At 64.1% G+C, this 10159-nt stretch carries 7 protein-coding genes; 4 read left to right on the plus strand and 3 right to left on the minus strand.

What is annotated here, in order from left to right:
• Positions 1-49: 49 nt before the first annotated feature.
• Both CKY51_RS17595 and CKY51_RS17600 read left to right on the plus strand, forming a co-directional pair.
• Positions 50-940 carry a helix-turn-helix transcriptional regulator gene (locus CKY51_RS17595; protein WP_152249570.1) on the plus strand — a complete coding sequence of 297 codons (891 nt, stop codon included), beginning with the start codon at positions 50-52 and terminating at the stop codon, positions 938-940.
• A 47-nt stretch (positions 941-987) separates the two neighbouring features.
• Positions 988-3957 (plus strand): TonB-dependent receptor plug domain-containing protein, encoded by a 2970-nt coding sequence (locus CKY51_RS17600; RefSeq protein ID WP_170292345.1) that lies wholly within the window; start codon positions 988-990, stop codon positions 3955-3957.
• An 854-nt stretch (positions 3958-4811) separates the two neighbouring features.
• Here the strand turns inward: CKY51_RS17600 and CKY51_RS17610 are convergent.
• Positions 4812-5924 carry an HDOD domain-containing protein gene (locus CKY51_RS17610; protein WP_038220576.1) on the minus strand — a complete coding sequence of 371 codons (1113 nt, stop codon included), beginning with the start codon at positions 5922-5924 and terminating at the stop codon, positions 4812-4814.
• Between the two features lie 149 nt (positions 5925-6073).
• Positions 6074-6610: an inorganic diphosphatase gene (gene ppa, locus CKY51_RS17615; RefSeq protein WP_022972130.1), complete on the minus strand. Its 537-nt coding sequence runs from the start codon at positions 6608-6610 to the stop codon at positions 6074-6076.
• 198 nt (positions 6611-6808) lie between these two features.
• Between ppa and CKY51_RS17620 the strand changes: the two genes are divergently transcribed.
• Positions 6809-7300 (plus strand): hypothetical protein, encoded by a 492-nt coding sequence (locus CKY51_RS17620; protein ID WP_022972129.1) that lies wholly within the window; start codon positions 6809-6811, stop codon positions 7298-7300.
• 68 nt (positions 7301-7368) lie between these two features.
• Here the strand turns inward: CKY51_RS17620 and CKY51_RS17625 are convergent, their stop codons facing one another.
• On the minus strand, positions 7369-9396 hold the full coding sequence (locus CKY51_RS17625) for a sodium-translocating pyrophosphatase (protein WP_022972128.1): 2028 nt from the start codon (positions 9394-9396) through the stop codon (positions 7369-7371).
• A gap of 241 nt (positions 9397-9637) precedes the next feature.
• On the opposite strand from CKY51_RS17625, the gene CKY51_RS17630 reads away from it, so the two are divergent.
• Positions 9638-10144 carry a hypothetical protein gene (locus CKY51_RS17630; RefSeq protein WP_022972127.1) on the plus strand — a complete coding sequence of 169 codons (507 nt, stop codon included), beginning with the start codon at positions 9638-9640 and terminating at the stop codon, positions 10142-10144.
• Positions 10145-10159 lie beyond the last annotated feature (15 nt).

Below are 10159 nucleotides of genomic sequence, written 5' to 3' on the forward strand. Positions count from 1 at the left end.
GCCAGATTCGGCAAAATACTGCGCCCTCTTTTGTATAGAGGGCGGGCGCATGTACCAGGTCATCAGTGCCGATCGTGGCATTGCAGCGTGGGTGGACGAGACGGGAGTGCTGGCAAGCGCCTGCCTGGCGGTCGCCCGTCTCGGCAGTCTCCGGACCGCCGCCGCCACCTTCACCGTGTGGATTCAGTTGCGTGGGCGCGCCTGGGTCGAGTCCAAGGAAGGGCGTTTCCGTCTGCGCGCCGGCGACTGGATCGCATTCGACAAGGACTCGCATCCGCACGTGCAAGCCGATCGCGGTGGCCTGTGCGTGGGCGTCAGCCTGGACAGCAGCAGCATGCACTCGCTGGCGGAACTGACCGACGCCACCCTGTACCCGGGGCGTAGCCAGCTCTCGCGTGGCGACCTGCGCATTGCGTTGCGGCTATGGCGCAACGCGGCGCAACGGCGGGAGCATGCAGAAGTGCGCCCGCTGCTGTTGCATCTGGCCGCGATGCAGCGTGAATTCATCGAGCAGGAGCAGCGGTGTCCGGGACGTTCGCGCAGTCGCCGCCGGCAGGTATTCGGACGCATGCAACGGGCACGGCTCTATCTGGAGGGCAATAGCGACCGGGTGGTCCGCATCAGCGAACTGGCCCAGCTCACCAATTTCTCCAGCTGGTATGTGTCCAAGACCTTCCAGAGCCTCTACGACGAGAGTCCGCAGGCACTGTCGGCCCGCTTGCGGTTGGAGCGCGCCTCCGATCTGCTGCGCGATACCTCGATGATGATCGGTGAAGTCGCCGCTGCCAGCGGCTTCGACAATTGCTGCAGTTTCGCGCGCGCGTTCCGTGCACGCTTCGGCGTGTCCGCCTCGCACTATCGCGACCAAACACTCAATCGGCCAGATTCGGCAAAGCCACGTGGCCTGACGCGCAAAGCGACCGCGTTCACGCGAACGTAATTTGCTCGGGGCGCTTAACGTGCCACTAACGAACTTTGGAGAGATTGATGAACCTTCGCACTCCCGCAGTGCGGCTGGGCCTGTTGCCAGCCGGTATTGCGATCGCGTTGACGCCGGCTTTCGCCGCCAACGCACAAGACCAGTCCGCCCAGTCGACCACGACTCTGGACCGCATTGAAATCACCGGTTCGCGCATCCGCTCGGTTGACGTTGAAACCGCGCAGCCTGTGTTCACCGTCACCCAGCAGGACATCCAGAAGTCCGGCCTGGTCAGCGTTGGCGACATCCTCCAGAACCTGTCCATTGCCGGTACGCAGACCTACAGCAAGGCTGCTGTGCTGACCTCCGATCCGGAGCAGGGTGGCCAGTACATCAACCTGTATAACCTGGGCGAAAACCGTACCCTGGTGCTAGTGAACGGAAAGCGTTGGACCAGCAGCCTGTCCGGTCTGAGCGACATGTCCACCATCCCGAGCTCGCTGATCGAGCGCATCGAAGTCCTGAAGGACGGCGCCTCTGCGATCTACGGCTCCGACGCCGTGGCAGGCGTGGTCAACATCATTCTGCGGAAGAACTACGACGGCGCTGAAGCCTCGGCATACTTCGGCCAGAACAGCCGTGGCGATGGCACCAAGCAGCAGTACTCCTTCACTGCCGGCACCACTACCGACCGTGCCTCGCTGGTCTTCGGCGTCAATTACACCAATGAAGATCCGGTCTGGGCGAAGTCTCGTGCGCTGACCCGTTATCAATCCGGCCCGAACCACATCACCGACAGCCTGAGCGCAACCGGTCCTTGGGGGCGTTTCAATGATCCGCGTGCCGCCGGAACTGCCGGCGCAGGCAACTATCTCGACGGCGACGGCAACATCGTTGATGCCAGCCAGGGGACCTGGACGCCGAATCAGTGGGTGCTCAACCACACTGGTTCGTTCGATGGCAAGGGCGTCGGCGCCGATTCGCGTGACCTGGCCAACTATCATGTTGGCGCCGGCGTGGACGACTACTACAACTCCGTCGATCAGATGATGTTGTCGCAGTCCAGCAAGAACAAGTCGGTCTTCACCACCGGTAGCTACAACCTGACCGATAGCCTGACCTTCAAGTCGACGGCGATGTACTCCGAGCGCGACTCGAACCGCCAGATCGCCGGTTACCCGCTGAATGCCAGGTCGCAGCCGCAATTCCCGGTAGCGATCAGTGGCAGCAGCTATTACAACCCGATCGGCCAGGACATCACCAGCTGGTTCCGCCGTACCATTGAGTTGCCGCGCACGACCGCAAGCAACGTCAAGTCCACGCACTTCGATGCGGCGCTGGAAGGCATCTTCGATGTCGGCAGCCATGGCTGGAACTGGGACGTCGGCTTCAACTACAACAAGTACGATGTGACGCAGGTTTCTCGCGGCAACATCAATCTGTTGGCGTTGCAGAAGGCGCTGGGGCCGTCGTTCCTCAATGCACAGGGTCAGGTGCAGTGCGGTACCGCTGCCAGCCCGCTGCCGCTGGGCACCAGCAATGCGCTGGGCCAGTGCACCCCGTTCAACATCCTGGGCGGCCCGTCGGCCTCTACGGCGGACGCGCTGCAGTACATCAATGCGCTGGGTCAGTCCACGCAGCAAAGCCTGAGCAAGCAGTGGACCGCCAACATCACCGGTGGCCTGTTCGACTTGCCGGCCGGCGAGCTGAGCTTCGCTGCAGGCTTTGAGCACCGTCAGATCAGTGGTTACGACTATCCTGACATGCTGTCCAGCGCTGGTTACACAACCGACCTGGCCGCACAGCCGACCGAGGGTCGCTACCAGACCAACGAGGCATACCTGGAACTGCTGGTTCCGGTGTTGAAGGATCTGCCGGGCGCCAAGGAGCTGTCGTTCGACGTTGCCGCGCGTTACAGCAACTACAGCCGCTTTGGGGACACCACAAACAGCAAGTTCAGCTTCACCTGGAAGCCGATCGACGACTTGCTGGTGCGTGGTACCTACGGCACCGGTTTCCGTGCACCCACCTTGAATGACACCTTCGGTGGCGGTTCGCAGAGCTTCGACCCCTACACCGATCCGTGCGATGCCACCTTTGGGTCGCTGGGCAATGCCGGTGTGGCGGCGCGTTGTTCTGCGCAGGGCCTGTCGAGTAACTTCCGCCAGACCGATACCGCAAACAACCCAGTCACCAAGCGCGATGTGCAGGGCAACTCCCCGTTCAATGCCGGTGTCGGTAACGCCGAGCTCGAGCCGGAACGCAGCATCACCCGCACGGTTGGTATGGTCTACAGCCCGCAGTGGGTGCAGGGTCTGGATCTGTCGCTGGATTGGTACCGCATTTCGATCTCCAACATCATCACTGCGCTGACGGCCGATGATGTGTTGAACAATTGCTACCTCAACAATCTGGAAGACTATTGCGCCAAGTTCACGCGTGATCCGATCACCGGTCAGGTCAACACGCTGAGCCGCGGCAACGTCAACCTGGGTCGCTTGGAGACCGAGGGTTACAACTTCGGCGTGCGTTACCGTCTGCCGGAAACGGCTTACGGTAAATTCGCAGTCAATCTCGACACCAACTACCTTGCGACCTACAAGACGCAGGCGCAGTACGGTGCCGAGTGGGCCAACGATGCAGGCTACTGGAACTTCCCGCGCGTGCGTGCCACCGTGGGTCTGGACTGGTCGATGGGCTCGCTGTCTGCCAATTGGGATCTGCGCTATTACGGCGGCTTCCGTGACTACTGCTGGGATGCGTCGGCAGGGATCGAGTGCAACGAACCGAACTACCAGACGCCGAATCCGGCATGGGGCGGCGGTACCGGCGCCAACAAGAAGGGTTCGATCTCCTATCAGGACGTCTCTGTCACTTGGCAGGCTCCGTGGAACGGCAGCGTGACCGTCGGTGCCCGAAACATCTGGGACAAGAAGCCGCCGATCACCTACTCGATCACCAACAGCAGCACGGCTGCGATCGACCCGATGCTCGACTACGACCGCTTCCTGTTCATGCAGTACAACCAGCGCTTCTGATCATCGAAGTCTAGAAAAAGCGGGCCGCAAGGCCCGCTTTTTTTGTGAGTGTCGCCAACGTAGTCCTGGCTAAAGCGTGTAGGCACTTTGAGATGAGATGCCTTGGCCGTCAGCGGCGCGGAGCGGGTGCTGCGTGGCAGGCTGCGCGGCGCACGCTCCGTGCTGCTGACGGGCAACCTTGCTTGCGGGAAGCGTCCTGGGGCGCGCCGAGACAGCGTTGCGGGCCTTGTCTCCACGCGGCACAGGACCCTCCGCGCTCACCTCAAAGGACATGACACGCTTTAGGCCCACGGGCAATCCACCATTATTCGCAGTCTAGCCGTGAGGGCAGCGGTCTAGGCCGCGTCCGGCGTCATCATCTCTGGGGCCTGATGGGCCTGTTGTGGATCTAGGGCTCGATCACGTCATCGGCCGCGCGCATGGCGTATCCACGGCCCTAACATCCGCGCCGGTGAGTGCAGCGTTTCTTCAATGTCCTGATGAGACTCGGCGGTGTCATCTGCGGCACGCAATGCGGCGAAATGACTTTGTGCTACAAGTCGTGGCGACATTCTGGCCGCCTGCAATTGCTGCGATTAGGCGCCGATCCGCTTGTACGAGTGCATAGAAGAGTAGGGCACGCGTCCAGGTGGGCCGTGGTGCGCACTCGCGCTGCCTGTCTCGATCTCGGCTAGGTCACAGCTCGAACTGATGGCTGGCTGTGACTACCAGCCGTCTTGCCTGGGATTGTGTCGAGAGCTAGCGCCAGCGTGCGCCCACTTTAGGAGCTTGATCACTTGCTGCCCTCACTGAACTCACCAGGCGTTTCCCTTCGAGGATTGACGCCGGGGCCGATTTCAATAGAGCGTCGGCGCTCAGGCCTCGGTCAAACCCAGCAAGGTCTCGGCCTGCTCGCGCCACGCCGGCAGTCGGCTGATGACGCCGACCTTGCCCAAATATTCCTCGTCGACCGGCTCGCCGCTGGCGAGTGCGGTTGCGACATGCACCGCGCCGGTCACCCAGAAGCTGCGCAGGCTCGAGCGCTGCGGATGGCGGTGGAATGCGACGGCTTCGATGATGGGCATCGGCAGGCCCCACAGGCCGAGCAGGTAAGCGCCGGCCTCGGTGTGTCCCAGGCGATCGTCGCCGTCCTCTACCGGCTCGCGTTCATCACGCACGCCGGGTAGCAGCAGGCCGATATCAGCCAGCAGCGCTGCGGTGGCGCCCAGTTCGGCGCTGGTCGGCGGCAGGACCTTGGATGCCAGGCGCGAAGACAGCAGCGCACGACGCTGCATCGCCGCGCGCTCTGCCGGGCTCAGGGTCTGGACCGAGAAGACTTCGCTCGCCAGGACCAGGTCGCGCAACGTGGCCACGCCCAGGCGGGTCACCGCAGTGCGCAGATCGGTGATGCTGCGGCCGCCGGAGAAGAATGCCGAGTTGCACAATTGCAGCACTTTCGCGGCGATCGCGGGGTCGCCGGCAATCAGCTTGGCGATTTCTGCCGCATCCGGGCCATCTTCTTCCTCCAGCGCGTGCATCAGGCTCAGATACAGGTGCGGCGGCGAGGGTAATTTTTCGATCCGGCCGATGGCGGCGCGCAGGCGCGGATTGCTGAGCAAGTCCCGCAGCTCTTCCAGACTGGTGACTGCTTCCAGCAACACTTCCGGCGCCAGCGGCAGCGGCAGGAAGCGATGCGCCACACCAATGATGCGGGCCGGCGGCGTGCGCTGGCCTCCCTGGGCATCGATCAGCGCAATGCGGGTGGTATCCGGACGCAGGGTGCGGATCTGTCCGAGCAGGGTCGCGGCAGTGAGATCCGGCAGGACGGGTGCGACGATGACGGCGTCGAACGGCGACAACGCCGCCGCCGCGATCGCCGAATTGCCATCGGCAACCTGCTGCGCCTGCCATTGGTCGCCGAGATCGGCAATGTAATCGACCAGGTTGGACGGAAGGCTGACTTCGTCCCCAACAAACAGAATACGCAAGGCACTTCCCCAAGAGTCACCGGCAAGACGCACCGGTCAATGCAGTACGCAATGTACTCAATCCGGCCGCTGCGGTCATCGGGATCACGGCAAAAGCGTGACCCCGATCGCCCCATGCCGCAGGGCTACGACGTGCCGGCCTCGGCCGCTCAGGCGGCGTCGGAATTGTAGCGTTCGATCGATTCGGTCAGGATCCGCTTGGCCTCCTCCGCGCCACCCCAGCCATCCAGCTTGACCCACTTGCCCTTCTCCAGGTCCTTGTAGTGCTCGAAGAAGTGGCCGATCCGCTCCAGCCAATGGCTGGATACTTGCTGGATGTCTTCCACGTGGGCGTACCCACTGAAGATCTTGGCGACCGGCACGGCCAGGATCTTCTCGTCGCTGCCGGCCTCGTCGCTCATCCGCAACACGCCGACCGGGCGGCAACGCACGACCGAGCCCGGCACCAACGGCAGCGGCAGCACCACCAACACGTCGGCCGGGTCACCGTCGCCGCACAGCGTGTTGGGCACGTAGCCGTAGTTGCAGGGATAACGCATGGGGGTCGACAGGATGCGATCGACGAAGATCGCGCCGCTGGCCTTGTCCACTTCGTACTTCACCGGCTCCGAATCCTTGGGGATCTCGATGACGACGTTGATTTCTTCCGGCAGGTTCTTGCCGGCGGTGACCAGTTCCAGGCCCATGCGGGTGCTCCGAGGCGTCAGCTGAGTGTGGGCGCCGATTCTACGCGTTCGGCTGTTGCGGTGCAGCGTTCCTGAATGGGCGAGGGGCCGACACGCGCATGCGGCATAGTCCGCGTTCAGCACGTGGTTGAGTCCGATATCGCCGGATCGTGGTGCGCGCGAGGCTGATGGCTCGTCCCCTTGGCCCAGGAGCCGCCCATGTCCCGATCCCTTCCCCTGCTCGCCATCGTCCTGCTCGCCGGCTGCGCCAGCGTGTCTGGCGGCGCTGCAGCCGCCAGCCCGCCCCCCACCTTTGTCGACGCGGTGGACTGGCCCGCCTCCTCGGAGGGCTGGGAAGCGTTCTCCGATCTGGAGCGCCGGCTGGAACACGACTTCGACCAGATCTGCGGCGACACCTTTTGCGCTGGGGATTTCAGCGACTACAAGCCGCTGCGGCTGCGCTGCTCGGTGCACCGGGTAACTGGCGTGGTGCGCCAGTGTGCCTGGAGCTTTGGCGCCAGCGAGATCAGCATCGATCCGCGGACCGGCGCGTTGGCTGTCGATGCGCGCACCTGGCGCTGCACGGCGCCGTTGCGCGCCGGTACGCGCCTGGCGGAGCTGTATCGCGCGCTGGCGGTGGCGCATCCGCTGTTCGAGCCGCTGCCGCACGGTGCACCGCCGATCTACGACGGCTTGATCGGTTGCTTGTGAGATGGCAAGCGTCGCCGGTCCGGCCCGGCGACGCCGTGCGCCGGGCCGGGCCGGCAGCTGCGCCGTCGCTACAGCAATGGCACCAGTAGCAGGGCGACGATGTTGATGATCTTGATCAACGGGTTGATCGCCGGGCCGGCGGTGTCCTTGTAGGGGTCGCCGACCGTATCGCCGGTGACGGCAGCCTTGTGTGCCTCGCTCCCCTTGCCGCCGAAATGACCATCTTCGATGTACTTCTTGGCATTGTCCCAGGCGCCACCGCCGGTGGTCATGGAGATGGCCACGAACAGGCCAGTGACGATGGTCCCGATCAACAGGCCGCCTAACGCCCGGGGCCCGAGCAGCAGGCCGACCACCAACGGCACGACGATCGGCAGCAGCGAGGGCACGATCATCTCGCCGATCGCAGAGCGGGTCAGCATGTCCACCGCGCGATCGTATTGCGGCTTGGCGGTGCCGGCCATGATGCCGGGCAGCTCGCGGAACTGGCGGCGCACTTCCTCGACCACCGCGCCGGCGGCACGGCCGACCGCTTCCATTGCCATGGCACCAAACAGGTACGGGATCAAGCCGCCGATCAGCAAGCCGATGATCACGGTGTGGTCGGACAGATCGAAGGCGAACACCTCATTGGGGTGGGCCGCCTGCAGGTTGTGGGTGTAGTCGGCAAACAATACCAACGCCGCCAGCGCGGCCGAGCCGATCGCATAGCCCTTGGTCACCGCCTTGGTGGTGTTGCCGACCGCATCCAGTGGATCGGTGACGTTGCGGACCTCTGGCGGAAGCTCGGCCATCTCGGCGATACCGCCGGCGTTGTCGGTGATGGGACCATACGCATCCAGTGCGACGATCATGCCGGCCATCGACAGCATCGCCGTCGCGGCGATCGCGATGCCATACAGTCCGCCGAAGTGGAAGGCACCCCAGATGGCGGCGCAGACGGCGATCACCGGCAGCGCGGTGGACTTCATCGAGATCCCAAGCCCGGCAATGATGTTGGTGCCGTGACCGGTGGTGCTGGCGGCGGCGACCTGCTGCACCGGCTTGTATTCGGTGCCGGTGTAGTACTCGGTGATCCAGACGATCAAGCCGGTGAGTACCAGTCCGATCAGTGCACAGGCGTAGATGGCCAGTGCGCCATGGGTATTGTCGCGCATCAAGGCCTGGGTGATCGGCCAATAGGCGAGTGCGGCCAGGACGCCGGAGACGATCACGCCGCGGTACAGCGCGCCCATGATCGAGCCGCCGGACTTGGTCCGGACGAAACCAGCGCCGACGATCGACGCGATAATGGACGCACCGCCCAGGACCAGCGGGTAGAGCACCGCGTGCGGCCCCGCTTCGGCCAGGGTGAGGCTGCCCAGCAACATGGTCGCGATCACGGTGACCGCATACGTCTCGAACAGATCTGCGGCCATGCCCGCACAGTCGCCGACATTGTCGCCGACGTTGTCGGCGATGACCGCGGGGTTGCGCGGGTCGTCCTCGGGGATGCCGGCTTCGACCTTGCCGACCAGGTCGGCGCCGACATCCGCGCCCTTGGTGAAAATGCCGCCACCCAGACGGGCGAAGATCGAGATCAGCGACGAACCGAACGCCAGGCCTACCAGCGCGTGCAGGTTGTCCTGCAGTGCCAGTCCCATGGCCTGCAGGACCGCGTAATAGCCGGCAACGCCCAGCAGTCCTAGCCCAACGACCAGCATGCCGGTGATCGCGCCGCCGCGGAACGCGACATCCATCGCCTTGCCCAGGCCATGACGGGCTGCCTCGGCAGTGCGGACGTTGGCACGTACCGAGACATTCATCCCGATGTATCCGGCCAGGCCGGACAGGATCGCGCCGATGGCAAATCCAACTGCCGTATACCAGCTCAGGAAGAAGCCGACGATCAGGAACAGCACTGCGCCGACGATGGCGATGGTGAGGTACTGCCGATTGAGGTAGGCGCGCGCGCCCTCCTGGATGGCTGCGGCGATTTCCTGCATGCGCGGGCTACCGGCCGGCTGCGCGACCACCCAGCGCGCCGATACGATCCCGTAGACGATTGCAAGGACTGCACAGCCCAGCGCGAGCATCAACCCATAGTGTTCCAGCATGACCCCTCCCAAGCGAATGGATGTCGTCCGGTCGGACGAACGCAGGGCGAGGCGCGCGGACAATCGAACAGTAACCTCAGCGAACGGCCGGTTGTGGCCGTCAGGCGCGTCGCGATGTTCATGTGGCCGGATCGTGGCCGAGTATGCGCCGCGGTGCGCGTGCCCGCCAGCCGCATCGCCTTGGCGCGGGGTTCAGTTATTGCGTGACAGCCTGCGGTCAGCCAATCAAGCAGGAGTGTTCATGCGTATCCATGTCGCCATGCTGGTCGCGATGGTGTTGGCCGGCCCCGTGCTTGCCGCCGAGCCGGCACCGGAACTGCAGCGTGCGCAAGGCACGGCGCAGGCGGTTGGCGCCGTGCACACCTTGCGACAGATTCCCGAGGCCTGCGCGCGGCTGGAAGGGGTGTTCACTGGCGATACCGCGCAGCCGTATCGGTTTTCGGTAGTGCGCAGCAGCCCAACCTGTCAGCCGCGCGCACGCTTCGTCGACTTCGCACAGGCGGCACCTAGCGTCGCCTCCGGGTGGATCTTCAATGATCTGATCCGCGTCCCCAGCGCAGCCTGTCCGGCGCAGCAGGCGGTCGTACGTGTGTGGCGCAAGCCGGTCGAGACGAAACCGCAGCTGGATGGGCAGGGCCAGTCGCGCATCTACCTGGAAGAGGCCAAGCAGCAGGCTGCTGCAGGGAAGATTCCGCAGGTGTCGATGTTTGCTGCGCAAATGACGGTGGAAGGCAAGGCCTGTCACTAGGGCCTGTTAACACTA

The sequence above is a fragment of the Xanthomonas maliensis genome (assembly GCF_009192945.1).
In the GTDB taxonomy this organism is placed as follows: domain Bacteria; phylum Pseudomonadota; class Gammaproteobacteria; order Xanthomonadales; family Xanthomonadaceae; genus Xanthomonas; species Xanthomonas maliensis.